Raw genomic sequence first — 26,929 nt, forward strand, 5'->3', positions numbered from 1 at the left:
ATGTCTAGTGCACTCATCGTTATCGACCTCATTGAAGAAATCATCGGCGAACGCGGCCGCTCAAACGGCAGCGCCGGGCAAACGAAGGATCGGAACGTGGTGGCGAAAACCAACCTTGCCGTCGCCGCAGCCCGCGCCAAATCCATCCCTATCGTTTGGGTGAAGGTCGGATTCGCCGACGACTACAGCGATATTCCGCCCTATTCGCCAATGTTCAACGCGGCCAAGCAAAACGGTGCCCTGCGCCTGAGCGACCCCGGATGCGACTGGGTAGAAGGCCTCGACGTGCAGCCACAGGATGAAGTGGTGGTAAAAAAGGCCGTATCCGCCTTTGCCGGCAATGCGCTGCTATCCTGGCTGACGGACAGAGGCTATGACCACGTTCTGCTGGCGGGCGTCAGTTCGGCGATGGCTATCCAGAACACCGCCCGTCAGGCGCACGACCTCGGCTTTCGCGTCACGGTGCTGGAAGATCTTTGCGCCGCCGCGACGGCAGACCTTCATCAACAAAGTATGGATATGCTGCGCCCGATGGCAGAAATCACTACCAGTGACGTATTTTTCAAGTCATAGTTTTAATATCGGAGCTAACTAAAAAATTAGCTCCGTTTTTATCCTCTCTGATTTTGGCTCCCCCGTATAAACTGCTACACTCGGCGCCGAAACGGTTAAGGAAGACCGAGCCTTTTATACAGTTCAAGTATGCAGTCTGGGTGACTACCGACGGTTTCGTTTTAATAAAATTTTCGTTATTGGCTTTTTTAAGGGATTAAACGCTTTCTATGTTTCCTATTAATACCATCTATATCATTTTCGGCGTTGTTGCCGCTATCGCAGCTATTGCCCTGTTTATCGTTTTCCGTAAAAACGACAAGCTGAAAAAAGGCGCCCCTGCCTTAGCGCTGGTGGCGCTGGCCGGCGTTTACTTTTTCTTCGTTAATCACGTTTACGTTGTTACCGACGATAACAGCGTCGACGAATACGGCCTGATTATGTCCAACGACTTCACTCTGGTAAACGGAACCACCGTTCGCATGGAGCCGGAAAAGAAAATGGATAAGTCCTGGCTTATCAATAACGGCAGCCGCCAGCTGGTGTTCGAAACGGTCGTTTACGGCAGCACCAGCGAAGAGCCGTACGAGTTCGAGCTGGCCGGATACAAGGCCATCGGCCTGAATAGCTCCATCGACTACCTGTTTGTCACGCCGCCAAACAGCATTAAAACCAAGAGCAAGTCCGTCACTAAAGGCTGGCTACACCGCTAATTGATTATTCCCTGAACGCGCCCGCCTACCCGCGGGCGTTTTTATATCTCGTTGATTCCACTGCCTATCGCCCTTCGCCTTAACGTTTCAACTTTTTAACCTCCGTCACCTTCCCGCTAAGCGGCTGTGCTATTATTAAGCCGATTTTACTTTTGGAATAGAAACATGAATGTACTGATTACCGGCGGTTTGGGTTACATCGGCAGCCACACCTGCGTGCAGCTGATTGAGGCGGGTCATTCGCCCATCGTTATTGATAACCTGTGCAACAGCAAGAGAAGCGTTCTGTCTCGCATCGCCCAGCTCACAGGGCAAGAGCCCGTTTTTTATCAGGGTGATATTCGCGATGAGGCGCTGCTGGAAAATATTTTCGCCCATCACGCTATCGACGCCGTTATTCACTTTGCCGCTCTTAAGGCTGTCGGCGAGTCGGTACAGAAACCGTTGGAATATTACGAGAACAATATTTACGGCTCTTTAACGCTGGTGAAGGCTATGCGTAAAGCCGGTGTAAAAAACTTCATCTTCAGCTCGTCGGCAACCGTTTACGGAGAGCAGCCGAGCGTCCCTTATGTAGAAAGCATGCCTACAGGCTATCCCACCAGCCCCTACGGCCAAAGCAAGCTGATGGTCGAGCAGTGCCTTAAGGACTTGCAAAAGGCCGAGCCGGACTGGAGCATCTCGCTGCTGCGCTACTTTAACCCAGTCGGCGCACACCCTTCAGGCCTGATAGGTGAAGATCCTCAGGGCATCCCCAATAACCTGATGCCGTTTATCGCCCAGGTCGCGGTAGGCCGTCGGGAATACCTGTCCATCTTCGGCAACGACTACCCGACGCCGGACGGCACCTGCGTGCGCGACTATATTCACGTCGTTGACGTGGCCGATGGCCACGTCGTCGCGCTCAACGCGCTAACCCATCGTCCGGGTACCCATATTTACAACCTCGGTGCGGGAACTGGCTACAGCGTCCTTGACGTGGTCAACGCCTTCAGCCGCGCCTACGGTAAGTCGATCCCCTATCGCTTCGCACCCCGCCGAGCGGGCGATATCGCCTGCTTCTACGCCGATGCGACCAAAACCGCCAATGAACTGGGCTGGCGGGTAAAGCGCAGCCTGGACGACATGTGCGTCGATACCTGGCGCTGGCAGTCCAATAACCCTCAGGGCTATCCCGATGAATGATGACGCAGAAGGTAAGTTCACGCCGTTAGATCACCCGCATCGCCGCTACAATCCGCTGGCCGATAAGTGGGTGCTGGTCTCTCCCCATCGGGCGAAGCGCCCGTGGCAAGGGCAGCAGGAGCCGCCCGATACCCACCAGCGGCCGTCGCACGATCCTTCATGCTATCTTTGCGCCGGTAACGTACGGGTTACCGGCGACGTCAATCCCGACTATCGGGGAACCTACGTTTTCACCAACGACTTCGCGGCGCTAATGCCGAATACGCCTACGGCGGAATCGTCAGGCGATCCCCTGCTGCGCTACCAAAGCGTTCGCGGCACCAGCCGGGTTATCTGCTTTTCTCCCGACCACGGAAAGACGCTGCCGGAACTTTCTCTGCCCGCGTTGGAAGAGATTGTCGCCACCTGGCGGCGTCAGCTCACCGAACTCGGCGCCGATTACCCCTGGGTTCAGATATTTGAAAACAAAGGCGCGGCGATGGGCTGCTCAAATCCGCATCCCCACGGGCAGGTGTGGGCCAACGATTTTTTACCGAACGAAGCCGAGCAGGAAGACCGCCTGCAGCGTGACTGGTTTAATCGGCACGGTTCGCCGATGCTGCTTGACTACGTCAATCGCGAGCTGGCCGACGGCAGCCGTACGGTGGTAGAAACCGCCCACTGGCTAGCCGTGGTTCCCTATTGGGCGGCCTGGCCGTTTGAGACGCTTCTACTGCCTAAGCGCCACGTTCGCCAGATGACGGAGCTTAGCGCAGAGCAAAGCAGCGATCTGGCCGTAGCGTTGAAAAAGCTCACCAGCCGCTACGACAATCTGTTCACCTGCTCGTTCCCCTACTCGATGGGATGGCACGGTGCGCCCTTTAACGGTCAAGACAACGCCCACTGGCAGCTGCACGCTCATTTCTATCCGCCTCTGTTGCGCTCCGCCAGCGTGCGCAAATTCATGGTCGGTTATGAAATGCTGGCCGAAACGCAGCGCGACCTGACGCCCGAACAGGCGGCTGAGCGGCTTAGGGCCGTGAGCGACGTTCACTACGCCGAGTCATAACGGTTTTCCGGCCTCCTCCGCTTGGTGGGAGGCGCTTCTCTTCTCCCTGTAAATGCTTTCCTCACCCGAATGGGTTATGGCTTTTATTAAAGATGCATTTAAAATGCAATTTATATTCTATAGAGAGAGGCAACTATGATGGCTTTTCGCGATCGTCCGCTGGGTGAACTGGCCCTGAGCATTCCTCGCGCTTCTGCGCTATTTCGTAAGTACAATCTCGACTTTTGCTGCGGCGGCAAGCAAACGCTGCTTCGCGCCGCGACCAAAAAAGAGCTCGACCTTGACGCCATAGAGGCCGAGCTTGCCGCACTGTCTACCGAAGCGCCGGAAAAAGACTGGCAAAGCGCGCCGCTGGGCGACATTATCGATCGCATCATCGTGCGCTATCACGATCGCCACCGCGAACAGCTTCCCGAACTGATGCTGCAGGCGGCCAAAGTCGAGCGCGTCTATGCCGACAATCCTAACGCGCCGCGCGGCCTGACGAAGTACCTCACCATGCTGCACGATGAGCTTAGCAGCCACATGATGAAAGAAGAGCGGATCCTGTTTCCGATGATTAAACAGGGCATGGGTAGCCAGGCCGCAGGCCCGATCTCGGTCATGGAAAGCGAACACGACGAGGCGGGCGAGCTGCTGGAAGTCATCAGGCACGTCACCAATAATGTGACGCCGCCGCCGGAAGCCTGTACGACGTGGAAAGCGCTTTATAACGGCATCAATGAGCTGACCGATGACCTGATGAACCACATCAGTCTGGAAAACAACGTGCTGTTCCCACGCGCCTTAGCGGGCGAATAACCTGCCAACGGCCATATATCAAAGCGGGCCATAGAGGCCCGTTTTGGCTAAAAGGGCACCGCCTCAAAATAACTTCAGCAATACCCAACCTGCTATTCCGTTAATTAGCACAAAGAACTGAGAAATTTCTGATGCTACACTAGATAAACTACAGTGAATCAGGAGTTTGTCATGAACGCGCTCGTTGCCCGCACCCGGTCCCTGTTTCAGAATACCTTTGGCTTTTCCCCTGCCCTGAGCGTTCAGGCGCCGGGTAGAGTCAACCTTATCGGCGAACATACCGATTATAATGACGGCTTCGTTTTGCCCTGCGCCATCGACTACCAGACCGTTATCTGCGCCTCGCCCCGTGACGACAACATCGTACGCGTTATTGCCGCCGACTATCAGAATCAGCAGGACAGCTTTTCCCTGACGCAACCCATTGAACCCCATGCCGAGTCTATGCGGGCCAACTTTATATGGACCAGCTATGTACGCGGCGTCGTGCTCTACCTTCAACAGCGCTCGCCGGGATTCAACGGCGCAGATCTGGTTATCAGCGGCAACGTGCCTCAGGGCGCGGGCCTGAGTTCGTCGGCATCGCTGGAGGTCGCCGTCGGCAAGGCCTTTCAGTCGCTCTATCAGTTGCCGCTCGACGGCACTGCGCTGGCGCTCAACGGCCAGCAGGCGGAAAACCAGTTCGTCGGCTGCCAGTGCGGCATTATGGACCAGCTTATTTCCGCTCTTGGAGAAAAAGGTCACGCGCTGCTGATTGACTGCCGCAGCCTGCAAACCCGTGCGGTGCCTATGCCTGCGGAAATGGCGGTGATGATTATCAACTCTAACGTCAAGCGTGGGCTGGTCGGCAGCGAATATAACGTCCGGCGGGAGCAGTGTGAAACCGCAGCGCGTTTCTTTGGCGTGAAGGCCCTGCGCGACGTGACGCTGGAACAGCTGATTTCGGCGCAAAGCCAGCTGGACCCGGTCGTGTTTCGCCGCGCCCGCCACGTCATTACCGAAAATGCCCGAACGCTGGCGGCAGCCGATGCGTTAACAAAAAGTGACTGGGTCACTATGGGCCAGCTGATGGCGCTGTCGCATGCCTCCATGCGCGATGACTTTGAAATCACCATCCCTGCAATCGACGCTCTGGTCGAGATCGTCAAAGACGTTATCGGAGAAGCCGGCGGCGTACGCATGACCGGCGGCGGCTTCGGCGGCTGCGTCGTCGCGCTGCTCCCTGAATCCAACGTCGACGCCGTCAGGCGAGCCGTTAGCGAACAGTACCACTCTCGTACCGGCATGACGGAAACCATTTACCTATGCAAAGCCTCAGCAGGAGCCAGCCTATGTTGACCGCTTCTCCCTCGCTCGCCCCGGACAGCGCGCCTTTCACGATTATTCACCTGACAAACCGCCAGGGAATGCGGGTCGCGCTGATGGACTGGGGTGCGACCTGGTTATCCTGCGAGTTGCCTATGGGCGCAGGAGAAATGCGGGAAGTGCTGCTGGGCTGCTCATCCCCGGAAGGCTATCTGCGCCAGACCGCCTATCTTGGCGCCACGGTTGGGCGCTATGCGAACCGAATCGCCTTCTCGCGCATTACGCGCGGCGAGCTGAGCTTCACGCTGGTTCCCAATCAGGGAGAACACCAGCTGCACGGCGGCGCTAACGGGCCGGACAGGCGGCGGTGGAGTGTCGTTCGTCATGATGAAAACAGTGCAACGTTCAGCCTCGACTCGCCGGACGGCGACAACGGCTTTCCAGGCAACCTCCACGTAGAGGTCACCTACACCCTGACTGACGACGGCCGCGTTGAAATCAGCTATTTCGCCACCGTCGACAGCCTCTGCCCGGTGAACTTCACCAATCACGCCTATTTCAATCTGGACGGTAAGAGCGCCGACTGCCGAACGCACAGGCTGCAAATTGACGCCGACTATTTCCTGCCGGTAGATAAAGAAGGCATTCCCGACGCGGGCCTGACGCCGGTTACCGTAGGAGGGATGGACTTCCGCCAGTCCAAGCGCATCGCGCAGGACTTTTTAGCGGATGACTGCCAGCGTAAGGTCAGCGGCTACGATCACGCCTATCTGCTGTCGGAGCGCTGCCGCGAAGGAAAAATCCCCGCCGCAAGGCTATGGTCGTCCGACGAACGCGTGGTGATGAGCGTCTACACCACCAAGCCGGCGCTCCAGTTTTACAGCGGCAACTTCCTTGCCGGAACCCCCTCGCGCGACGGCGGCGAGTACGGCAGCTTCGCCGGGCTGGCGTTGGAAAGCGAGTTTCTGCCCGACAGCCCCAACCATCCCGAATGGCCGCAGCCCGACTGCTGGCTTAAGCCGGGAGAAGACTATCGTTCAACAACGGTTTACCAATTCAGCCTTATAAATTAACGCATCTTAGCCCGGTTCAAGCGAGCCGGGCCGCTTCCTCTCTCCCGCCGCCGTCAATGAATTCGACTATTCTTAATCTGTCAGTTTGCATTTATCACAACAAGAGTATAATGATAATTATTATCAATAACACCTAGCAGTAAGGAGCATATCATGGCCGTTAAAAAACTGGTTCTCGTCAGGCATGGTGAAAGCGAGTGGAACAAAGAAAACCGTTTCACCGGCTGGACCGACGTCGACCTGTCCGACAAAGGGCGCGCCGAAGCGGCTCAGGCGGGCGAACTACTGAAGGAGGAAGGATTCGTCTTTGATTTTGCCTATACTTCGGTCCTGAAACGCGCCATTCATACCCTTTGGGGCATTCTGGACAAGATGGACGCCCAGTGGCTGCCGGTAGAAAAGTCCTGGAAGCTCAACGAGCGCCACTACGGCGCGCTGCAAGGGCTGAATAAAGCGGAAACCGCGCAGAAGTACGGCGATGAGCAGGTTAAGCTCTGGCGTCGCGGGTTCGCCGTTACGCCGCCTGAACTGACCAAAGAAGACGAACGCTATCCCGGCCACGATCGTCGCTACGCGAGCCTTACGCCCTCTGAGCTGCCGGTGACCGAAAGCCTGGCCACCACCATTGAGCGCGTCATACCCTACTGGAATGACGTCATCAAACCGCGCGTAGCCAGCGGCGAACGCGTTATTATCGCCGCCCACGGCAACTCGCTGCGGGCGCTGGTCAAATTTTTGGACAATATGGGCGAAGAGGAAATCCTGGAGCTCAACATCCCCACCGGGGTGCCGCTGGTGTATGAGTTTGATGAAAAGATGAATCCGGTTAAGCATTACTATCTGGGCGACGCCGCCGAGATCGCCGCCAAGGCGGCAGCGGTGGCTAATCAAGGTAAGGCTAAGTAAGCAGGCTCTAAAAGCAAAACGGGAGAGGCATCCCTCTCCCGCATTGCCATCACGCGTTAACTTACTCTTCTTCGTGACGATCGCGGCGCGCACGCACCGCGTAGGCGAGATTTTGCAGTAGCAGCTCGGTATCTTCCCAGCCGATGCAGGCGTCGGTCACACTTTGGCCGTAGATTAACGGGCAGCCGCCTTCGAGGTTTTGCGCGCCTTCAACCAGATGGCTTTCCACCATCACGCCGGTGATTGCCGTATCGCCGCCGGCGATTTGCTGACAGACGTTTTCGCACACTTCCATTTGCTTTTTATACTGCTTGCTGCTGTTAGCGTGGCTGAAGTCAATCATCACGTTCTGCGGCAGCTTGGCCTTATTCAGCGTCTCTTTTACTAACGCGACGTCTTCCGCGCTGTAGTTCGGCTGCTTGCCGCCGCGCAGAATGATATGGCAGTCGTGGTTACCGCGCGTATTCACAATGGCGGAGTGGCCGTACTTGGTCACGGACAGGAAGCAGTGCGGCGCGCTGGCGGCGTTGATGGCGTCGATGGCGATTTTAATCGTACCGTCGGTGCCGTTCTTAAATCCGACCGGGCAGGAAAGGCCCGATGCCAGCTCGCGGTGAACCTGAGACTCGGTGGTGCGTGCGCCGATGGCGCCCCAGCTCATCAGGTCCGCCATGTACTGAGGCGTGATCATATCCAGAAACTCGCCCGCCGTCGGCATGCCGCCGTCGTTGATGTCCAGCAGCAGCTTACGGGCGATGCGCAGACCGTCGTTAATCTGGTAGCTGTGGTTCAGGTAAGGGTCGTTGATTAACCCCTTCCAACCTACGGTGGTGCGCGGCTTCTCAAAATAGACGCGCATAACGATTTCCAGATCTTTGCTCAGGCTCTTGCGCAGTGCGCTCAAACGACCGGCATACTCTAGCGCGGCGTCAATGTCGTGGATGGAGCAGGGGCCGATAATCACCAGCAGGCGATCGTCCTCGCCGGCTAAAATGTTGTGGATCGCTTCGCGGGCGCTTGCCACCGTCACCGCCGCTTTTTCCGTTGCGGGGTATTTTTCCAGCAATGCGACCGGAGGCAATAGCTCATTAATTTCTTTAATTCTTATATCGTCGTTCTGATAGTTCATGGTTGTCCTTCTTACCATCCGGTGTGTTTGTCTATGTATATTTGTCTGTCTGTTCTTTTATTTAATGCGCAATTGTACAGCCTACAACAAATGGGCTGAAGGACACAACCAGAGCCTTTAATCCGGCGAATAGTGTTCAATAATCGTCGTACCCTTCTCTCCTTCGTCCAGCGTAATGGTCGTTACGCCGCCGCCGAAAAAGAGCGTCAGCTCCAGGTGCTTTTTGCCGGTCCACTTATACTGGTTCGTCGGATAGCCGTTTTCGTCATCGGGGAGTTTATCCGTAACGTTTTTACCGGGAACCGGATTTTGGCGCAGCGTCTTGCCAAAATATTGGCTCTGCTGCCGCTGGTAAAAATCTCGCCATACCGCTTTAAGCGTTGATCCTGGCCAAAAGCAGCGCGTGCCAAAGTCATACCCTTCGCCTTCCGGGAAGGCCAAATCCTCACACTGAGGCTTCGCTGCGGCATGTACGGATAAGGACAGGGAAAGCAGCAGCGGCGCCAGAAGGTATAACAGTTCCTTTTTCATCTCAGGGTTCCAAGCGTAGGTATCAACAACGGGCGCTATTTTCACACAGGTCAGCGCTCTGCGCTTGGCTAATTTTTGTTTTCACCCGCTGCGTTGCGATCTGCGCGGTAATGTATCTATACGTCATTGAAGAATATGCGCAAAGTGTGAACTGCGTACGCCATTATTGATTCATTTCATTGGCAATATTAAGGCATAGCGGCTATACATAATTCACCGCTTTTTAATGGAGGGTCAACGATGGGACTTAACGAGCGTGAATTCGTTAATTTTTCTGAGGACTACGAGCTCGACTATCACCTGCGCAAGGCCGAGAAGCAAAAGTCGGAAGTCAACCGCATGACGCTCCGGATCATGGGCAACGAGTTGAAAAAGCGCCTCGACGCCCAGCGCGTGACGCACGAACAGCTGCACGGGTATATTGTTGAGCAGCCGTACAGGCTGAGCTAGCGCTATACGCTATCACCCGTAAAAATAAACAAACCATATCGGACTTAGCTGCCTATTTTGGCAGCATTATGGTTATTTTCATTTTAATTATCCCCGTTTGCTCGTAAATTAAACGGCCTATTCGATTAAATCTCGATTCACCGCTAAGCATTTCATGCACCTAATTCATCGCTTGTTTCCAGTATATTTCTTCCCTCACGGTGTAATTCGCAGCAGTAACTCGCCAATACCGTTGTTATGTTCACGATAAATTAGACATTAAAAAGGACAGTTTTATGTTGAAAGGAGCGCTGGTCTTAATCGCGTGCATTAGCTTAGTCGGCTGTTTTGGCGGCAGTAAAGAGTTTTCTATTGATAATCCTACCGACAGGCCGCTGTCTGTTTCCATCGACAAGAAAGAAATTACCGTTCCTGCCGGAGGAATGCAAAACATCACGCTAGATGCTGGCCCCCACCAGATGACGCTGCCCGATGGTAAAAAAGTAAAGTTCAGCGTGATTTGTACATACGGAAATTCAGAAAGAGCGGGAATAATTAACCCAACGCAGACGCGTTACGTTCGTGTTATACAGAAATATTTAGCCGAGGACACCACGCCCTTTACTGAAAATGGCGATGTGCATGTGCTTAATATCAATGGCGAAGAATTTACTGGACCGTTTACTGACTTTGGCAGCGAATTCTTTATCGACAATGCTAACGTAGATTGGAACTTCGGCCCGACGGAGTCGCTGCCCGAAACGGTTTACGCCAGCGGCAAAGACACCTACAAAACCAAGCTGTTCCGGGTTAACGACTTTGTCGATTACTACAATACCGACTTCTCACCTTCTGAAGACTACAGCCGCCGCACCCGCATTCGTGAATCCGTCTATAAAAAGCCGGAATTGACCTATAGCTTTACCGAACCGGAACTTCGGCAAAATCTCGCCGACGCGTTAGAAATTTATCATCAGTTTATCCATGCGGACTCAGCGAGCGAGCAAAAGGATTTGAAGAAACAGTTTGAAAAGCAATATCGTGGTAAATGGCGAGATCCCAAAACCAAATCGGATGAAAACGCCCATTACTATGAAGTGATGGGCAATATCAGCCGCGTATTTTGGAGTTCTGTCGTTGAATTAAGCGACTAAATTTACTCCGCTATCTGATTTTCCCGTCGCCGCATAATCACCTTTATCGCGGCGACGTTGTGCGTTTTTCGTTTTAAATCATCCAACCGCCTTGCACCAATTCTGCGATCGGCCGCTCGAAGGATATTCACTAATCCCCATTTGTCATTCATGAATTGCTTATCGAGCAGCTGCTCTTTCGGCGTATCTATATATTCCCGAATGAGATTGGAAATATCGGCAACGTCGCTCAGATAGGGATAATATTGAGTGACTTCACCGGCGCAGTTTTTAATGAGTCCTTCCTCTGTAACGAAGTCCTTCGGGTAGTCCCAGATAATTTCTTTTCCCAGCGTAATCCAATAGCGCGGCAGATTGGCGCTGCCGCTCTGGCTGCGCATGGGGTAAGCCGCGCAGTGGATTTGGAAATTGATGTCCGGTGAAATCAGGAGATAGATTTCTCTTTGCAGTTTGCTCCAGGGTCTTTGTTTCATTGAGTTTCGACAACGCGTTTAGCTACGCCCTTTTTCTTGAAAATATCCATACGCATAGGCTTCAATATCGCCGCTACCGGTGAGTTCATTATTATCTTCATCATAAATTCGATACGGCATTTGGCGCTCGCCAATATTTGCTTCGCCGTCAAGCCCCAGAAGTACGGTATAGAGCGCATCCGTTAATACTGCGTCTAATACTTCTCTTAACTGCCGATGCTGGACGTCGGTCAGCCCCATGTCCTTAACCAGCTTTGACGTAAGCCGCTGGTTATTAAAATCCAATGCGCCATTAACGTCTGACTCTTTTAGCAGCCAAAACTCTTTTACGAATTCTTCCGGGGTCATTAAGGGTTCCTTTTTCTAATCGACTAACGAATCGCCACAATCGCAGCCACCAGCTCAGGATAGGCCTTTTGCAGCTCACGGCCAGACATCGGTTCTCTGTCCATCACGCGATCCATGGAGTCGTAGTCCATAACGTCGTCCATCGCGTAGACGGCGTCGCGAATTTCGGAGTCGTCCTGATTGTCGTGGTTTTCCGAATAGGCGTCATCAGCCACGTAAAGCAGCCCTTCCGCCCAGAAATCGCCGATATTGAAAGCGTATTTGCCGTTGATAAAGGCGTTGATATCCTGCGAAATCTCGTCAAAAAACGCCTTACCTTTTAGCAGCAGCCAGCATCTGAAATAGATAAATCCGTCTTCGGAGATATAGTCGTCAAAAGTTATCGACTCGCCTTCTCTGGTGAATTTGTTTTCTAAAATAATGCTGAGTTCGGCAATTTGCGCCGTATAAAGCCGGTGAAGGTTAATCTGCAGCTGGCGTTCGAAGTGAATCAGCTGCTTTTTGCTTTTCTTAGCCAGCAACGCCGTCAGGTTCTCAATATGCTCATCAACATCGTATTCCGACCAGTGGGCCGTCTTCCATTTGTTGGACTTGCTGATAGCGTCCCAAAAGAGCGCTTCGCCCTGCTCTTCTTCCGTCAGTTCACGCTTTTCCGGTATCGGCTGAGCGTCGGAGCCTTCCACGTAGCCCTTCTTCAACTTTTGGGCAATCAGCTTTTCCGCGTCCTTCTTGCAGCTTTGCGAGTCGGAAAATTCCTTTTCTGAGCTTCGCCCTTTGGTATCCACTCTTCCCCAGTGGATAAGCTGCGTGCAGCCATCGGTTTCTATTTGCCAGAATTTATTGGAAGTTCCGTCCTGTTGGATAAGATATTTTCTGATTTCCATTTTTTCATCCCTGAATGATTACGAACGATGTAGCCTGTCACCCTATGGTTTAGCCCTGCCATTTGAAAAATTAAAAGAGACAATAAAACGGCCAATATCTAATCTCAAATTTCTTTCCAGTTATTTCCTAAGCAATGGCTAATCGTTTCCTTAGAATTAAATCGTTCAACTGACTCAATCAGCATCTCATCCATATAATCGCCATCTGACATCGTCATAAAAAAAATCAGCTCATCACGTTTGTAACCAGCTTTTGAAAAAACTTCATCCGGCAATAGCTGTAGTTGTTCACTAAACACGGCCATCAGCGTTTCTGCAAATTGCCATTTCTCTTTTGAAGGCTCCATAAAATTAATATATTCATTTTTCTCGACTACGTCGACGAGCGGCTGATAAAGAAAGTCCGGTGATAGGCCTTGCCCCCATTCTGAATGCTCCCAAATATTTTGTTCCTCAGGTCGGTTATATGTCACAAACGCCCCATAAAAATCATCCGTCGTGACAAAACCAATGTAGGTTACGCGTTCCTTTGCTTGCAAAACTTGTCGTATCGACTCGGCTAAATTCGAATTCAACGTCTTCTCAAAATCAGCGAATTCAATTCTCAGTTTATCCATTTTTATGCACTCTTTTAAAATAGTATATTCAAAAAACTAGTCGCCTTATTACACTAGCGTCAATTTTAAACACAGTATGGCGAGGCTATTTATTAAATATGCCTCGGTAAAGCACATCGGCTTCCATCTGAGCCACTTTACGTTCTTCAGTATTCAATCGCATGGACAGTTTCTCCATCATCCCTTGGTGGGTGGGATCGTAGCATTCCGGGGCATCCCATTTGCAGAGCGTCAGCTTTTCCGACAAAACGCGGTTAGTAAGAACATACCAGACGTAGGCCTGTCGATAGTCCCCGTCCTCTTCGTACTGCATGGCGTTAAACAGCATGCCCTGCGCGTCGCCCAATTCCGCGATTTTTTCATACCAGCGGTGCTTATCTTTTGAAGTTAGGGAATATGCGCTATCGCTTAGCAGAAGCATCGCGCTGACGTTGTTTTTCTTGGCCGCCGCTTCCAGCCACATTTTAGCCGCAGCGTTATCGCCGGCAATGTGAGCGCTTCGACCAAGATAATACTGGGCCTCAGCATTTCCCGCTCGGGCCAAAGCGCTTAGCTCTTGGCTCGACATCTGGCTCATCTGCACATCCATCGACAGTGGCTGTGGCCAGACGTGCATGCTAAAAAGAAAAAGGAAGGATGCGGACAGTATACGGACGTTGAACACCTTTGAATTCCTTAAAAACGAGTCGCTGCGAAGTTGGGAAATATTATAATATCGAAAGACGCTTATCCCTTTTCCGGTACGGCCACGGCTTCACTTTCCAATCTTTCGCAGTCGCTTTTAGCGATCGTGTAGGACATGATTTCTTTCTTATTATTATCCTTAGTCACCATGGTTAAATTAAACTTATCGTCAATAAAGCGCCTAAAGAAGCCTTCCTTATTACAGGCGTCAGGCAGCGTTTCTTCCAAGGTGCTCTTTTTCACTTTCTCGAAATCAGCCTTAATATGCTCCAGTTCCTCTTGCTCCATGGGCTCCATTTGCACAGAAGTTAGGACAATATCCTCTCCATTTCGAACGATGCTCTCAATGTAGCTTCCCTCTTTGGCTTTATCCTCGCCAGAAACTTTCTTATTGACCCTCTCAAGCACCGAATCTACGTAGTCATAGCGGGCCTGCATCATCTGATAAACCAGATTCATCCCGCTGTTCCTGGCCTCTTCCCTTTGCCGGGGTTCAACGACGTGTTCCTGATAAAGCCTGGCGCCCAGCTTGCCAAACGCAATCAGCGCGACCACGACCGTCAAAGCCACGTGCCATGAGGCAAGCTTTCCGCCTTTTTTACCTTCCATAGTTTGGTTCCTTTTGAAATACAGGCGCTACTTTATCACAAGACGTTTGAACGGCGACATGGAAGAAGCCGTCAGGCGCTTAGTCTTGCGCATATTAGATATATCTGGAAGGCCAAATATCCTTCGGCTCCATCCCCAAGGCCTCGGCAATCAGTCGTTCTCCCTTCGGCCAGCGGCGCACCAGCGCGTTAGCCAGCGTGGAAGAGGCCAGCCCAGCCTGTCTGGACACTTTCGCCAACGACGTGCCTTTCTTTTTAAGCGCGGCAATGATGTCGGCGGAATGCCAGTCAACGTTGTTCATCTTATTACCTCCTTATCATTAAACAAGGCGATAAGCATGACGCGTTATCAACAGTCGCACCACGGACTATAAGTCACATAAGGAATAAACTATTTTCAGAAATGATAAGAAACGAGGAGAAGGACAGCGACTGAAATACAGATACAAAAAAAGCGCCTACGGCGCTTCAATTCAGCATGGTGGGTCGTATAGGATTCGAACCTATGACCAATTGGTTAAAAGCCAACTGCTCTACCGACTGAGCTAACGACCCTCGCTGAGAGTATCTTTCAATTCTAAGTGCAACGTTTGAATGGTGGGTCGTATAGGATTCGAACCTATGACCAATTGGTTAAAAGCCAACTGCTCTACCGACTGAGCTAACGACCCTTAAACGTTACGGCTGCCGTTATCACCGGCAACGGCGGCCTATATTACTGACTTCAGAAAAGTGTGCAACAAAAATTTTCCGTTTTTTGTTTAACTGTCCGATATTTGGCCACTAGCCGCCATAACGTGGTAATTATGGCGAAAAATCAGGCAGAATATAGCGATCAGAGCCCGCTCAGACGCTTTTCAGCCTGTTTAGCAATGGCAGTATTCGGATAAAGGGAAACCACGCGCTGATAAACCGCCTTGGCGCTGGCCTTATCGCCCTTCTCCTGCATGATAATACCCACTTTCAGCATCGACTCGGAAGCCTTAGGAGATTTCGGATAGTTTTTTACTACCGTTGCATAGTAGTAAGACGCATCGTCCTTCTTACCTTTGCTGTAAAACAACTGCCCCAGCCAATAGTTGGCGTTGGACTGATAGCTAGACTTTGGATAGCGCTTAACAAAGTCTTGAAACGCGCTAATGGCGCTGTCGGTCTTGGACTTATCGTTCACCATCGCAACGGCGTTGTCGTAGTCCTGCTTCTCGTTGCCGGTTGACGCCGCCGGAGAGGAAGCCCCCGTAGACGCTGAACTCGCTGCGCTGCCGTTGGAAGTAGAGGTAGACGCAGAGGAAGAAGCCCCTTTGCTGCCCAGCTCATCAATTTGCTGCAGGATTATCTTCTGACGTTCAACGATCTGTTCAAGCTGATACTGGTTCGTCTGGATCTGGCCGCGCAGCGTATCGATATCGCGCTGCGAATCAGACAGCTGCTGCTGTAGCTGAGTCAGAAGCTGCCCCTGAGCGTTGGAAATACGCTCAAGCTGAGTAATGCGGTCGTCCGTTGACGAGGCGATAGCGGCCACGGGGGCCGCTATGCCGACCAGTAACGACAGACTGAGTACACAACATCTGAAATTACCGTTCATGACGTTCTCTTAGTAGACCAGTACGGCGCGGCGGTTCTTAGAATAGGCCGCTTCGTCATGGCCCAGCACTGCCGGCTTTTCTTTACCGTAGGAAACGATAGACATCTGCTCGCCCGGTACGCCTTTACCCTGCAGGTACATCTTCACGGCGTTAGCGCGGCGTTCGCCCAGCGCAATGTTGTATTCCGGCGTACCGCGTTCGTCCGCGTGGCCTTCGATGGTCACTTTATAAGACGGGTTAGAGCGCAGGAAGGCCGCGTGAGCGTCCAGCATTTGAGCGAAGTCAGAGCGAACATCGTAGCGGTCGTAGTCGAAGTAAACCACGTTCTGCTGCTGAAGCTGTTGCAGCGTCAGGCGTGCCTGCTCGTCACCGGAACCAAAACCGCCGTTGCCGCTGCCGTAACCGCCCAGCCCGCCGTTGCCATTGCTGCCGTCAGAGTTGCTGTCGGTAGAAGAACACGCGGCCAACGCCATAATCGGAAGAGCAAGCATCAGGCCTTTAACCACTTTATTCAATTGCATTATTTTCGATCCTATTCAAGATTAAGTTGCAATACAGACTTTTTTTATATGAGCATCACAGGTACGGCGACCAGGCAGGGAATTTAACCTGACCATCGGTTGCCGGCAGACGCGCTTTAAAACGCCCGTCGGTCGAAACTAAACGTAATACGCTACTCAGCCCTTCAGAGGCGCTGTAAATAACCATAGTACCGTTAGGCGCGATGCTGGGCGTTTGATCCAGGAAGGTATCGGTCAATGTTTGCACCGCCCCCGTGTCCAGATCCAGTTTAGACAGGTGCTGCTGACCGCCGCCGGAGCTCACCATCACCATAAACTTACCGTCTGGTGACACGTCCGTGTCTTGGTTCTGAGCGCCTTCCCAGGAAACGCGAGCCGGAGCACCGCCGTTAATATTCACTTTATAAATTTGTGGGCGACCGCCCTGGTCCGAAGTATAGGCCAGAGTCTGGTTATCCGGATACCATGAAGGTTCGGTATCGTTGCTGCGGCTGCGGGTCACCTGAGAGATCTGCCCGGAAGCCAGATTCATCACGTACAGGTTCAGGCTGCCGTCTTTTGATAGTGCAAACGCAAGCTTGGAGCCATCCGGCGAGAAGGCCGGCGCACCGTTGTGGCGCGGGAAAGAGGCGATGCTGCGGGTAGCGCCGTTAGACAGCGTCTGCACTACCAGCTCAGAACGTCCGCTTTCAAAGGTAACATAGGCGATTTTGCTGCCGTCCGGCGACCAGGCCGGAGACATCAGCGGCTGAGAGGCGCGGCGAACGGTAAACTTGTTAAAACCGTCGTAGTCGGCAACCTGCAGCTCATAGGGGAACTGCCCGCCGCTCTTCTGTACGATATAGGCAATACGCGTACGGAATACGCCCTTGATGCCGGTTAGCTTTTCAAAAATGCCGTCGCTGGCGGTGTGGGCCGCGTAGCGCAGCCACTGCTTGGTCACTGGGAACTGGCTTTGAACCAGCACCGTCGGCGTAGCAGAAGAGGTATCCACCAGCTGGTAAGAAATCAGATAGCCGCCGTTGGCGCTTGGCTGAACCTGCCCCACCACTACGGCGCTAATGCCCAACGCAGACCACGCGGCCGGCGTCACTTCTGACACGGTGGTCGGCGACTGGGGGTTTTTAGACGCAGGCAGCGGATTGAATTTTCCGCTGTTTCGTAAGTCGGATGCGATGATATCGCCAATGTCTTCAGGCATTGAACCGCTGCCGGTCCATTTAAACGGAACAACGCCGATCGGGCGAGCTGAGTCTACGCCACCGTCAATCAGGATCCTGACTTCCGCGTGCAGCACGGAAGTCCATAGAATAAGCAGTCCCATCGCTAATCGAAATGCATGCTTCATGTTTTCTCCCTTATCTTAGCCCCTGGCCTCGATAATTTGCTGTTTACTAACAAAGCGATATCGCTAAGCTCATCAACTATTGGTTATAACGCGCATTAAATCAAGTCGCAGTTATCTCAACCAACCTTATTTCGGCTGAAAATCAACCAGCGCGTTTTTAAACTTCTCATAAACCGCCGTTGACGGCGGTTTGGGGATCTTGGCCTGCTTGGCCGCCATGATCGCGACCTGGCACAGCGTTGCGTCGCCGCTTTCTGCCTGAACGCTAAAGAGCGTGCCGTCCGGCGCCAGCTTAACCCTCAGCGTACAGGTTTTTCCCTTATACAGCTGAGGATCGATAAATTTGTTCATGATAGCGCCGCGAACCTGCGCCATATAGGCATCGACTTCAGGCCCGCTGGCCCCTGCCTTGTTGCCGCCGCCGGACGCGCCGTTAGCGGAAGGCGCATTCTTATCGGACGCCAAGCCGCCGAAGATATCGTCGACCTTCTGGGCCGCTTCGGCATCCGCCTTGGCTTTGGCGGCCGCCTCGGCTTTAGCTTTCGCTTCTGCATCGGCTTTTGCCTTAGCTTCCGCTTCAGCCTTTTGCTTAGCCTCTTGAGCCTTCTTCGCGTCGGCCTCAGCCTGCTGCTTCTTCGCCTCAGCGGCAGCCGCGGCCTGTTTTTGAGCCTCGGCGTCAGCCTTTGCCTTAGCGGCGTCGGCTTCGGCCTGCTTCTTGGCCGCTTCCGCCTTCTTCGCTTCCTGCTCGGCAAGCTTTTGCTGTTCCTGCTGCTTTCTGGTCTCTTCCTGCGCCTTCAGGCGATCTTTTTCCGCCTCTTTCAGGCGTTTCTGCTCCGCAGCCTGCTGCTGTTTAAGCTCTTCAGCCTGACGTTTAGCCTCCTGATCGCGCAGCTTTTCCGCCCTTTGCGCGTCCAGCTTTTGCTGCTGCACCCGCTCGGCCTGCTGGGCCATCATGTTGGGATCGACCATCACCGCGTCAATAACAGAACCGCCGCCTCCGCCGCCAAACAGCGCGTCTTTTTGCATAAATGCGCCTACGGCCAACAGGCCGATAACCACAATATGCAAAACGATCGACGCCATTACGGAGCGATTTAGCTTATCGTTATGCTCTGTATTCTTTCCCACTTGAGGCTTCCAAAAAACTGATTAAAAAACCGCAATCCATCCGCTTTCAAACGCCGATCGCGTCGGCGTTGTTTAAAAGCGGAGTAATTACGTTAGCAGCACAATCATATCGGCTGAGTCATCAACCCAACGGACGTGACGCCGGCGCGATGCAGCATATTTAGCGCCTTGATAACCTCATCGTAAGGCACCTCTTTCGCACCGCCAATCAAAAAGACCGTTTTCGGATCTTCTTTATGAATGCGCTCGACTTCGGCTACGACCTGCTGCTCCGGAAGCTGAGGCATTCTGTCCTTATCAATCACCAGCGTGTACTGCCCTACGCCTGACACTTCGACAATCACCGGCGGCTTGTTGTCCGTCGAGACGGTTTTAGAGTCGGTCGCTTCCGGAAGGTCGACTTCAACGCTTTGGGTTATGATCGGTGCTGTTGCCATAAAAATCAACAGCAACACAAGCAGTACGTCCAAAAGCGGAACAATATTTATCTCGGCGGGTTTACCCGTGCCGCGTCGGGAAGAACGTTTATACGCCACGTTTACCTCCTAACCCTATTTATTCTCGGTTGAGAACGCCTGACGGTGGAGAATCGTCGTAAATTCTTCCATAAAGTTGTCGTAGTTCTGCTCGAGCTTAAATACCCGCAGGCTAAGACGGTTGTGGGCCATAACCGCAGGAATAGCGGCAAACAGGCCGATTGCCGTCGCAATCAGCGCTTCGGCAATACCCGGCGCCACCATTTGCAGCGTCGCCTGCTTTACCGCGCCCAGCGCAATAAACGAGTGCATGATGCCCCATACCGTACCGAACAGGCCGATATACGGACTAATAGAACCCACGACGCCCAAGAAAGGAATGTGGTTTTCCAGATTTTCAAGCTCGCGGTTGAGAGACAGACGCATAGCCCGAGTCGCGCCCTCAATGGCGGCCTCCGGCGCATGAGTATTGGCACGGTGCAGGCGGGCAAACTCTTTAAAGCCGGAGTAGAAAATTTGCTCGGAACCCGCCAGCTCATCGCGGCGGTTGTTGCTTTCCTGATACAGGCGAGACAGATCGATACCGGACCAGAACTTGTCTTCAAACGCCTCGGCTTCTCGGCGGGCGGTGCTCAATATTCGCGTGCGCTGAATAATGATGGCCCAAGAGGCAATCGAGAATCCGATCAGAATCAACATAACAATTTTTACGAGCAGGCTAGCCTCAAGAAACAGGCTAAGAATATTCATGTCGGTCACTTCTTTAACTCCGCGACAATAGACCTGGGAAGCTTTGCCGGCTTCATCAGGCGTGAATCAACACATGCGACTAGCACATCGGCCTGGCTTAATAATTTGCCATTCTGGTCGAAGATGCGTTGTGCAAACGTAAGGGATGCGCCACCGATAGCAACAATTTCAGTTTCAACTTCCAGCAGGTCATCAAGACGAGCGGGAAACAGATACTCAACGGCCATACGGCGAACGGCGAAAGCGACATGCTCACTCAGCAACTGCTGCTGATTATAATTGTATTGGCGCAGCATCTCAGTGCGCGCTCTTTCATAAAAAGCCACGTAGCGGGCGTGATAAACCACCCCACCTGCATCAGTGTCTTCAAAGTAGACCCGAACGGGCCAACGGAACAGCGAGTTACTCACGATATTTCCAGTGTTTCTGACTGTAGCACTAAACAGTTGATACTATACGCAAGTGAAAACCGCTTGGGAATGGGAAGAAAGCGCGTAGGCTAAAATAATTCTCAGTCAACAAAGCCGAGAATTATTTTTCCTCATTTTGCGAGGCAGATTATGCCAAAAAGTAGGCGAGCCCTGCGATCAAGATCGCAACTGCGGGAAGCGGCGTGAAAAAAGCCTTCCAGTGCGTTTTTCGCGGCCTGAACCCTACCCCGTGAATAACGCCGGCGCAGATAGCCCACATAATAAGATAGCTCTGCCAGATAGCAATAGAACTGGTTTTCGCCGCAAAGCGGGTCGGATCCCAGAACACGCAAAACGCCAAAGCGAACGCTAATATTAAAGAAAGGGCCCGTAACGGGCCCTTATCCATAACAGCGTACAGTTTATCGAACACAGTACCCATTATTTTTGATCGTCATTCCCGTTGTTGGTTTCATACCATACTGCACCGATGATACCACAAGCACAGGCAAACAAAGTACCGAGACTCCAGGCGAAATACCACATTGTTTTGCTCCTTATCGTTGGTATCAATACAGTGACGCATGGTTGTCTTCGATATGTTTCTTATCGAGACGGCCAAACATCTTGATGTAGCTCCAAAGCGTATAGATAAGTACGATCGGAACGAACACCAGCGCTACAAACGTCATCACGGTCAGCGTCAGGTGGCTGGAAGTCGCATCCCACATCGTCAGGCTGACGTTCGGGTTAATGCTTGACGGCATAATGAACGGGAACATGGTGATCCCAGCCGTAAAGATAACGCACGCCATCGTCAGCGATGAGAACAGGAACGCCATGCCGCCGCTGTTCATGCGGGAAGCAATGATGGTCAGAAGCGGAAGTACAACGCCCAAAGCGGGGATAGCCCACAGGATGGGATAGCTGTTGTAATTCGCCAGCCAAGCGCCTGCCTGATGAGCGACTTCCTTATTGATCGGGTTAGACGGCGCGGTGTGATCCAGTACCGACGTCACCACATAGCCATCCATATAGTAAACCACCCAAACGCCCGCCGCAGCGAAGGCCACCAGCACTACCAACGCACAGATTTGCGTTGCGGCGCGGGCGCGCAGGCGAAGCTCTGCGGTCGTCTTCATCTGCAGCCACGCGGCGCCTTGAGTAATCAACATCATCAGGCTAACGATGCCGGCAATCAGGGCAAACGGGTTAAGCAGCTGGAAGAAGTTACCTTCATAGCTCAAGTGCGACATGCTGTTCATGGTGAACGGCACGCCCTGCAGCAGGTTGCCGAACGCCACGCCGAAAACCAGCGCAGGAACGAAGCTGCCGAGGAAAATGCCGTAATCCCACATGGTGCGCCAGCGCGAATCGTCGATCTTACCGCGATAGTCAAAGCCTACCGGGCGGAAGAACAATGACGCCAGCACCAGAATCATCGCAACGTAGAAGCCGGAGAACGCGGCCGCATACGCCTGTGGCCAGGCGGCAAACAGCGCGCCGCCGGCGGTGATGAGCCATACCTGGTTTCCGTCCCAGTGCGGCGCAATGCTGTTGATCATGATGCGGCGCTCGGTATTGGTTTTACCGATGATAGGAACCAGAATACCCACGCCCATATCAAAACCGTCAGTAATGGCAAAGCCAACCAGCAGCACGCCGACCAGCAGCCACCAGATAAATCGTAGTGTATCGTAATCTAACATGACTGGACTCCTGTTTACCGTGCGTCTTGCGCTAATGCCGCGCTGCTCTGTTCAAAATGGTAGCGTCCGGTTTTCAGGCTGCTCGGCCCCAAACGCGCATATTTAAACATCAGATACATTTCAGCGATTAAGAACAGCGTATACAGTCCGCAAATCAGGATGATTGAGAACCAGAGGTCGCCGGTGGTCAACGCTGACGTCGCTGCACCGATGGGCAGAACGTCCGCAATGGCCCAAGGTTGACGACCGTATTCGGCGACAAACCACCCTGCTTCACAGGCAATCCACGGCAGCGGAATACCATACATCGCCAGACGCAGCAGCCAAGGCTTCTCGCCGATGCGGTTTTTCAGCACGTGGTAGACCGAGAACAGAACAATGATAAGCATCAGGAAGCCGCAGCCTACCATCAGACGGAAAGAGTAATACAGCGGAGCGACTTCAGGAATAGTGCTCTGAGCGGCCGCCTTGATTTCATCTTCCGTCGCGTTATTCATGTCTTTGGCATGCGTGCTCAACAGGATGCCGTAGCCCAGATCTTTCTTACTCTGCTCAAACGCGCTGCGCACCGTCGGGTCGGTATTGCCGGAACGCAGCTTCTCCAACATCTGGTAGGCGGTTATGCCGTTACGAACGCGCTGCTCGTTCTCTACCAACAGATCTTTAATACCGGTAATTTCGGTATCCAGAGAGCGAGTCGCGATGATGCCGAGAGCATAAGGGATTTCGATCGAGTAGTGGTTCGTCATTGCTTTCTGATCGGGAATACTGATCAGGTTGAAGTTGGCGGGCGCCTGCTGCGTATCCCACTCGGCTTCAATGGCCGCCAGCTTCACGCGCTGCACGTCGCCCAGTTCGCGACCGGACTCATCCCCTAACAGGATAACGGACAGCGTGGCCGCAAGGCCAAAGCAGGCTGCGATAGCAAACGAACGCTTGGCGAAAGGCAAATCGCGCTTTTTCAGCAGATAGAACGCGCTGACGCCCAAAATGAACATGGAGCCCGTTACATAACCAGCAGAGACGGTATGAACAAACTTCACCTGCGCAACCGGGTTAAGCACCAGTTCGGCGAAGCTGACCATTTCCATACGCATGGTTTCAAAATTGAACTCCGAGGCGACCGGGTTTTGCATCCAGCCGTTGGCCACCAGGATCCACAGCGCGGACAGGTTGGAACCCAACGCCACGAACCAGGTCACTGCCAGGTGCTGAACCTTGCTTAAACGATCCCATCCGAAGAAGAACAGGCCGACCAGCGTAGACTCCAGGAAGAACGCCATCAGGCCTTCAATGGCGAGCGGGGCGCCAAAAATATCTCCCACGTAGTGGGAGTAGTAAGACCAGTTGGTGCCAAACTGGAATTCCATGGTTAAGCCGGTGGCCACGCCCAGCGCAAAGTTAATACCGAATAACTTGCCCCAGAACCTGGTCATATCTTTATAGATTTGCTTACCCGTCAGCACATACACCGACTCCATGACTGCCAGCAAAAACGCCATACCCAGCGTTAGCGGAACAAACAGGAAGTGGTACATTGCCGTCAGGGCAAACTGTAATCGTGATAGTTCGACGATATCAAACATCTTGACTCCTTGCTCCTCAGGAAGACCCCGGACGCGCTTTGATAGCCACTTAACGCGCCGTTCGCTTTACCCCCAATTACTCACCAATGGTGAATGCCTTAAAATTCTTTTTCTATCAGCTACAAGCAAAGTTTGCCGCATTAACTCTCTTTTAGTATACGCCATGCGCCAAACGTTGCTTCCCACACAGAACAAGCGGCGCAAGCCGCCCGTATCCGAATACCACACATTGAATATTACGCTTCTAATCCCCTACAATAAATAGGTATTTTATATAAAAATCAGAATTGTGAACTCAAATCAAAATTGATATATCGCATAAAAGAATCAAAATTGATGTAAAACAATTTCAGCCAATTACACCATAAATTAAGGAATTTTCAATTCTCTTAAACTGCTATTTTAACTCATCCTCAGCAAATATAACTCTCTTTACTTCAATTGAAACAATTAATTCATAAAAATAAATACAATTATTTAACATTTAATTATATTTATTAACTGAAAAAAGAGAAAAATAGAGAATGCTGAGGCGAAAAGCAGGCTCAGGCCGTTGAATACAGCCTCTCCTCGCATCAGGCCGCTGTGGTTTACATCACATTCAATAAGTTGTTTGTTTTTTAAACGAAGCAATCCGGATGGGAATAAAGTAGAAAATAGTTGAGTAATTTAGTCGGAAATAGAATGAGCTAAAGGCGTTAGATAAAATACCCACAATAATAAGTTTAATATCAATGAACGCTGAAAAAAGTTCGGGCGCATAAACGCGCCCGAAGAAATAACCGCCAATGGCTTATCGCAAAGGCGGATTAAGCTTCATTAGTTGACGTCGGCCGAAGCCCTCTTCGCGCCACAGGATTTCCCCGCCAGCGCCTTTTTCACCGCATCACCGATATCGGCCAGGCTGCGCACGGTATAAACGCCGGCGGCTTCCAGCGCGGCGAACTTCTCGTCCGCCGTCCCCTTCCCTCCTGCGATAATCGCGCCCGCATGCCCCATGCGCTTACCCTTCGGCGCCGTAACGCCGGCAATGTAGCCAACCACGGGCTTCGTGACGTGGTGCTTGATGTAGTGGGCCGCCTCTTCTTCAGCAGAGCCGCCAATCTCGCCAATCATCACGATAGCTTCTGTTTGCGGGTCCTGCTCAAACAGCTTAAGGATGTCGATAAAGCTGGAACCGGCGATAGGATCGCCGCCGATACCCACGCAGGTGGACTGCCCCAGGCCCGCGTCGGTGGTTTGCTTGACGGCCTCATAGGTCAGCGTCCCTGAGCGGGAAACAATGCCGACGTTGCCGGGCTTATGAATATTCCCCGGCATGATGCCGATCTTACAGGCGCCCGGAGTTATCACGCCCGGGCAGTTCGGCCCGATCATCCGCACGCCCATTTGGTCAAGCTTTACCTTAACCGTCAGCATGTCTAGCACCGGGATGCCTTCGGTAATGCAGATAATCAGCTTGATGCCCGCATCGGCAGCCTCAATGATGGAATCTTTGCAAAACGGCGCGGGGACGTAGATAACCGACGCGGTCGCGCCGGTAGCCTCAACGGCTTCGCGCACGGTATTAAATACCGGTAGCCCTAAGTGCTCCGTACCGCCCTTACCGGGCGTGACGCCGCCAACCATCTTTGTGCCGTACTCCAGCGCCTGCTCTGAGTGAAACGTGCCCTGGCTGCCGGTAAAGCCCTGGCAAATGACCTTGGTATCTTTATCTATCAGAATGGACATTAGCTTCTCTCCCCGGCGGCAAGCGCCACCGCACGTTGGGCCGCATCGGTCAGGCTTGACGCGCCGACGATATTCAGGCCGCTCTCGCTTAGCGTCTTGACGCCAAGCTCCGCGTTATTCCCTTCCAGCCGAACGATGACCGGAACCGTAACCCCCACATCCTCAACCGCGCTGATGATGCCGTCTGCAATCAGGTCGCAGCGCACGATGCCGCCAAAAATGTTGACCAGCACCGCTTTGACCTTTTCATCGGAAAGAATGATTTTAAACGCTTCGCTCACGCGCTCTTTGGTTGCGCCGCCGCCGACGTCAAGGAAGTTGGCCGGGGAGCCGCCGTGCAGCTTAACGATGTCCATCGTTCCCATCGCCAGCCCCGCGCCGTTCACCATACAGCCGATGTTGCCGTCCAGCGCGACATAGTTAAGCTCCCACTGGGCCGCATGCTCTTCTCGGGCGTCTTCTTGGGAAGGATCGTGCATCGCCCGAAGCTCCGGCTGGCGATACAGCGCGTTAGCGTCAATATTCAGCTTGCCGTCCAGGCAGATGAGATCGCCCGATTTGGTAACGACCAGCGGGTTTATCTCCACCAGCGAAAGGTCGCACTCCAGGAATAGCTTGCCCAGCGAGACGAAAATCTGGCTGAACTGATTAATTTGCTTGCCGCTCAGGCCCAGCTTGAACGCCAGCTCGCGCCCCTGATACGGCATCGGCCCTACCAGCGGATCGAGGGCGACCTTATGAATAAGGTGCGGGGTTTCGTGAGCGACTTTCTCAATTTCTACCCCGCCCTCCGTCGAAGCCATAAATACGACTCGACGCGAAGCGCGATCGACAACGGCGCCCAGATAAAGCTCCTGTCCGATATCGGTTGCCGCCTCAACGAGGATTTGTTCTACAGGCAGGCCTTCTGGCACGGTTTGGTAGGTCGCCAGGCGCTGGCCGAACCAACGTTGAGTAAAGCCGAGTATGTCTTCCTGGCTTTTCGCCAACATTACGCCGCCGGACTTACCGCGTCCGCCCGCGTGGACCTGACATTTTAAAACCCAAGGCGCTGCGCCGAGCTTTTCGGCCGCCTCAAGCGCTTCCTGAGCGTTTTTGCAGGCATATCCGGCAGGCACCGGTAGCCCATACCGAGCAAAAAGCTGTTTTGCCTGATATTCATGTAGGTTCATGTGTTCTTTCCAAGTCGGTGTGATTAAAGAACAACGTATTTCGGCGTTCGGGCCGTCGTTCCATCCAGACTG

At 52.8% G+C, this 26,929-nt stretch carries 32 protein-coding genes and 2 tRNA genes; 10 read left to right on the top strand and 24 right to left on the bottom strand.

Going from position 1 to position 26,929, the window contains the following annotated elements; translation table 11 throughout:
* From V8L73_RS11635 to gpmA, 8 genes are all read left to right on the top strand, one after another.
* A complete protein-coding gene (locus tag V8L73_RS11635) occupies positions 1–573 on the top strand; it encodes a cysteine hydrolase family protein (RefSeq protein WP_027272871.1) in 573 nt (190 codons plus the stop codon).
* 209 nt (positions 574–782) lie between these two features.
* Complete coding sequence (locus V8L73_RS11640; protein WP_027272870.1) at positions 783–1,265, top strand: hypothetical protein; 483 nt, start codon at positions 783–785, stop codon at positions 1,263–1,265.
* 165 nt (positions 1,266–1,430) lie between these two features.
* Positions 1,431–2,450 carry a UDP-glucose 4-epimerase GalE gene (gene galE / locus V8L73_RS11645; protein ID WP_347253057.1) on the top strand — a complete coding sequence of 340 codons (1,020 nt, stop codon included), beginning with the start codon at positions 1,431–1,433 and terminating at the stop codon, positions 2,448–2,450.
* Positions 2,443–3,498 carry a galactose-1-phosphate uridylyltransferase gene (galT, locus tag V8L73_RS11650; RefSeq protein ID WP_027272868.1) on the top strand — a complete coding sequence of 352 codons (1,056 nt, stop codon included), beginning with the start codon at positions 2,443–2,445 and terminating at the stop codon, positions 3,496–3,498. Before galE ends, galT begins: the two co-directional genes overlap by 8 nt.
* Before the next feature lie 138 nt (positions 3,499–3,636).
* Positions 3,637–4,299 carry an iron-sulfur cluster repair protein YtfE gene (ytfE, locus tag V8L73_RS11655; protein WP_027272867.1) on the top strand — a complete coding sequence of 221 codons (663 nt, stop codon included), beginning with the start codon at positions 3,637–3,639 and terminating at the stop codon, positions 4,297–4,299.
* 171 nt (positions 4,300–4,470) lie between these two features.
* Complete coding sequence (gene galK / locus V8L73_RS11660; protein ID WP_347253058.1) at positions 4,471–5,637, top strand: galactokinase; 1,167 nt, start codon at positions 4,471–4,473, stop codon at positions 5,635–5,637.
* On the top strand, positions 5,631–6,677 hold the full coding sequence (gene galM, locus V8L73_RS11665; protein WP_347253059.1) for a galactose-1-epimerase: 1,047 nt from the start codon (positions 5,631–5,633) through the stop codon (positions 6,675–6,677). The genes galK and galM overlap by 7 nt, the downstream gene beginning before the upstream one ends.
* A gap of 153 nt (positions 6,678–6,830) precedes the next feature.
* Positions 6,831–7,583 (top strand): 2,3-diphosphoglycerate-dependent phosphoglycerate mutase, encoded by a 753-nt coding sequence (gpmA, locus tag V8L73_RS11670; protein ID WP_347253060.1) that lies wholly within the window; start codon positions 6,831–6,833, stop codon positions 7,581–7,583.
* Positions 7,584–7,644: 61 nt separating this feature from the next.
* Here gpmA and aroG read toward each other — a convergent pair whose 3' ends face one another.
* On the bottom strand, positions 7,645–8,712 hold the full coding sequence (gene aroG, locus V8L73_RS11675) for a 3-deoxy-7-phosphoheptulonate synthase AroG (protein ID WP_347253061.1): 1,068 nt from the start codon (positions 8,710–8,712) through the stop codon (positions 7,645–7,647).
* A gap of 117 nt (positions 8,713–8,829) precedes the next feature.
* On the bottom strand, positions 8,830–9,243 hold the full coding sequence (locus V8L73_RS11680; RefSeq protein WP_347253062.1) for a hypothetical protein: 414 nt from the start codon (positions 9,241–9,243) through the stop codon (positions 8,830–8,832).
* A 240-nt stretch (positions 9,244–9,483) separates the two neighbouring features.
* Here V8L73_RS11680 and V8L73_RS11685 point away from each other — a divergent pair, with 240 nt between their 5' ends.
* Together V8L73_RS11685 and V8L73_RS11690 are read left to right on the top strand one after the other, a co-directional pair.
* Entirely contained in the window at positions 9,484–9,693 is a 210-nt protein-coding gene (locus tag V8L73_RS11685; protein ID WP_027272861.1) for a hypothetical protein, read from the top strand.
* Between the two features lie 275 nt (positions 9,694–9,968).
* The gene (locus tag V8L73_RS11690) at positions 9,969–10,826 is read left to right on the top strand and encodes a hypothetical protein (protein ID WP_347253063.1); all 858 of its coding nucleotides are present in this window, start codon (positions 9,969–9,971) and stop codon (positions 10,824–10,826) included.
* Between the two features lie 2 nt (positions 10,827–10,828).
* On the opposite strand, the gene V8L73_RS11695 is transcribed toward V8L73_RS11690, so the two are convergent.
* From V8L73_RS11695 to sucC, 22 genes are all read right to left on the bottom strand, one after another.
* Complete coding sequence (locus V8L73_RS11695; RefSeq protein WP_347253064.1) at positions 10,829–11,299, bottom strand: SF0329 family protein; 471 nt, start codon at positions 11,297–11,299, stop codon at positions 10,829–10,831.
* 18 nt (positions 11,300–11,317) lie between these two features.
* On the bottom strand, positions 11,318–11,647 hold the full coding sequence (locus tag V8L73_RS11700) for a hypothetical protein (protein ID WP_347253065.1): 330 nt from the start codon (positions 11,645–11,647) through the stop codon (positions 11,318–11,320).
* Between the two features lie 23 nt (positions 11,648–11,670).
* A complete protein-coding gene (locus V8L73_RS11705; protein WP_347253066.1) occupies positions 11,671–12,531 on the bottom strand; it encodes a WGR domain-containing protein in 861 nt (286 codons plus the stop codon).
* A 104-nt stretch (positions 12,532–12,635) separates the two neighbouring features.
* Positions 12,636–13,148 carry a hypothetical protein gene (locus tag V8L73_RS11710; protein WP_347253067.1) on the bottom strand — a complete coding sequence of 171 codons (513 nt, stop codon included), beginning with the start codon at positions 13,146–13,148 and terminating at the stop codon, positions 12,636–12,638.
* An 85-nt stretch (positions 13,149–13,233) separates the two neighbouring features.
* Positions 13,234–13,725: a hypothetical protein gene (locus V8L73_RS11715; protein ID WP_347253068.1), complete on the bottom strand. Its 492-nt coding sequence runs from the start codon at positions 13,723–13,725 to the stop codon at positions 13,234–13,236.
* Between the two features lie 149 nt (positions 13,726–13,874).
* Positions 13,875–14,441, bottom strand: coding sequence for a hypothetical protein (locus V8L73_RS11720; RefSeq protein ID WP_027272855.1), 567 nt, complete (start codon positions 14,439–14,441; stop codon positions 13,875–13,877).
* A gap of 94 nt (positions 14,442–14,535) precedes the next feature.
* On the bottom strand, positions 14,536–14,742 hold the full coding sequence (locus V8L73_RS11725) for a helix-turn-helix transcriptional regulator (protein WP_347253069.1): 207 nt from the start codon (positions 14,740–14,742) through the stop codon (positions 14,536–14,538).
* A 177-nt stretch (positions 14,743–14,919) separates the two neighbouring features.
* Positions 14,920–14,995 (bottom strand) — tRNA-Lys (locus tag V8L73_RS11730).
* A gap of 40 nt (positions 14,996–15,035) precedes the next feature.
* Positions 15,036–15,111: transfer RNA gene (locus tag V8L73_RS11735), tRNA-Lys, on the bottom strand.
* Between the two features lie 164 nt (positions 15,112–15,275).
* Complete coding sequence (gene ybgF / locus V8L73_RS11740; RefSeq protein ID WP_027272853.1) at positions 15,276–16,025, bottom strand: tol-pal system protein YbgF; 750 nt, start codon at positions 16,023–16,025, stop codon at positions 15,276–15,278.
* Positions 16,026–16,034: 9 nt separating this feature from the next.
* Positions 16,035–16,547, bottom strand: a complete 513-nt coding sequence (pal, locus tag V8L73_RS11745; RefSeq protein ID WP_027272852.1) for a peptidoglycan-associated lipoprotein Pal — start codon at positions 16,545–16,547, stop codon at positions 16,035–16,037.
* A 55-nt stretch (positions 16,548–16,602) separates the two neighbouring features.
* Positions 16,603–17,895: a Tol-Pal system beta propeller repeat protein TolB gene (tolB, locus tag V8L73_RS11750; protein ID WP_027272851.1), complete on the bottom strand. Its 1,293-nt coding sequence runs from the start codon at positions 17,893–17,895 to the stop codon at positions 16,603–16,605.
* A 126-nt stretch (positions 17,896–18,021) separates the two neighbouring features.
* Positions 18,022–19,023: a cell envelope integrity protein TolA gene (tolA, locus tag V8L73_RS11755; RefSeq protein WP_027272850.1), complete on the bottom strand. Its 1,002-nt coding sequence runs from the start codon at positions 19,021–19,023 to the stop codon at positions 18,022–18,024.
* A 104-nt stretch (positions 19,024–19,127) separates the two neighbouring features.
* The gene (gene tolR / locus V8L73_RS11760) at positions 19,128–19,559 is read right to left on the bottom strand and encodes a colicin uptake protein TolR (protein ID WP_027272849.1); all 432 of its coding nucleotides are present in this window, start codon (positions 19,557–19,559) and stop codon (positions 19,128–19,130) included.
* A gap of 15 nt (positions 19,560–19,574) precedes the next feature.
* On the bottom strand, positions 19,575–20,258 hold the full coding sequence (gene tolQ, locus V8L73_RS11765; RefSeq protein WP_027272848.1) for a Tol-Pal system protein TolQ: 684 nt from the start codon (positions 20,256–20,258) through the stop codon (positions 19,575–19,577).
* Positions 20,255–20,659, bottom strand: a complete 405-nt coding sequence (ybgC, locus tag V8L73_RS11770; RefSeq protein WP_027272847.1) for a tol-pal system-associated acyl-CoA thioesterase — start codon at positions 20,657–20,659, stop codon at positions 20,255–20,257. The genes tolQ and ybgC overlap by 4 nt, the downstream gene beginning before the upstream one ends.
* A gap of 148 nt (positions 20,660–20,807) precedes the next feature.
* A complete protein-coding gene (gene ybgE / locus V8L73_RS11775; protein ID WP_347253070.1) occupies positions 20,808–21,101 on the bottom strand; it encodes a cyd operon protein YbgE in 294 nt (97 codons plus the stop codon).
* Complete coding sequence (gene cydX, locus V8L73_RS11780; RefSeq protein WP_071783221.1) at positions 21,101–21,205, bottom strand: cytochrome bd-I oxidase subunit CydX; 105 nt, start codon at positions 21,203–21,205, stop codon at positions 21,101–21,103. The genes ybgE and cydX overlap by 1 nt, the downstream gene beginning before the upstream one ends.
* Before the next feature lie 23 nt (positions 21,206–21,228).
* A complete protein-coding gene (cydB, locus tag V8L73_RS11785) occupies positions 21,229–22,368 on the bottom strand; it encodes a cytochrome d ubiquinol oxidase subunit II (RefSeq protein ID WP_347253071.1) in 1,140 nt (379 codons plus the stop codon).
* A 14-nt stretch (positions 22,369–22,382) separates the two neighbouring features.
* Positions 22,383–23,954, bottom strand: coding sequence for a cytochrome ubiquinol oxidase subunit I (gene cydA, locus V8L73_RS11790; protein ID WP_027272844.1), 1,572 nt, complete (start codon positions 23,952–23,954; stop codon positions 22,383–22,385).
* A gap of 819 nt (positions 23,955–24,773) precedes the next feature.
* Entirely contained in the window at positions 24,774–25,685 is a 912-nt protein-coding gene (gene sucD, locus V8L73_RS11795; protein ID WP_051155514.1) for a succinate--CoA ligase subunit alpha, read from the bottom strand.
* Positions 25,685–26,857 carry an ADP-forming succinate--CoA ligase subunit beta gene (gene sucC / locus V8L73_RS11800; RefSeq protein ID WP_027272843.1) on the bottom strand — a complete coding sequence of 391 codons (1,173 nt, stop codon included), beginning with the start codon at positions 26,855–26,857 and terminating at the stop codon, positions 25,685–25,687. The genes sucD and sucC overlap by 1 nt, the downstream gene beginning before the upstream one ends.
* Positions 26,858–26,929: the final 72 nt, after the last annotated feature.

The sequence above is a fragment of the Leminorella grimontii genome, from assembly GCF_039789245.1.
GTDB lineage: Bacteria > Pseudomonadota > Gammaproteobacteria > Enterobacterales > Enterobacteriaceae > Leminorella > Leminorella grimontii.